The organism is Nocardioides terrigena (genome assembly GCF_003047265.1).
GTDB classification, from domain to species: Bacteria; Actinomycetota; Actinomycetes; order Propionibacteriales; family Nocardioidaceae; genus Nocardioides; species Nocardioides terrigena.
The window spans coordinates 1-511 of record NZ_PZYY01000080.1 but is presented as its reverse complement, the minus strand read 5'-3'; the positions used below and the strand labels follow the sequence as shown (position 1 = coordinate 511).

Genomic DNA, 511 nt, shown 5'->3' with positions numbered 1-511 from the left:
ATTAGTCGCAGATAGCATCGCTTCTCAACTTGAACGTCGCGTAATGTTCCGTCGTGCAATGAAACGTGCGGTACAAAACGCAATGCGTTTAGGTGCTAAAGGTATCAAAGTTGAAGTTAGCGGTCGTTTAGGTGGTGCAGAAATCGCTCGCTCAGAGTGGTATCGTGAAGGCCGTGTGCCATTACATACACTTCGTGCAGACATCGACTATAACACTGCGGAAGCTCACACAACTTACGGTGTAATCGGCGTGAAAGTGTGGATCTTCAAAGGTGAAATCCTCGGTGGTATGGCTGCAGTGATTGAATCTGAAAAAGAACCAGCGGCACAGCCTAAAAAGGCGCCACGTGGCAAAGGTCGTAAATAAGGAGAATCACTGAATGTTACAACCAAAACGCACAAAATTCCGTAAAGTACACAAAGGCCGTAACCGTGGTATCGCGGGCGGTACAGAAGTGAGCTTCGGTACATTCGGTTTAAAAGCAGTTGGTCGCTGCCGTTTAACAGCTCG

The 511-nt window shown here is 47.7% G+C and carries 1 protein-coding gene; it reads left to right on the top strand.

All coding sequences use genetic code 11. The features are described from left to right. The coding region (gene rpsC, locus DAE25_RS22960; RefSeq protein ID WP_107768571.1) for a 30S ribosomal protein S3 at positions 1 to 367 on the top strand (367 nt) is incomplete at its 5' end. Positions 368 to 511: the final 144 nt, after the last annotated feature.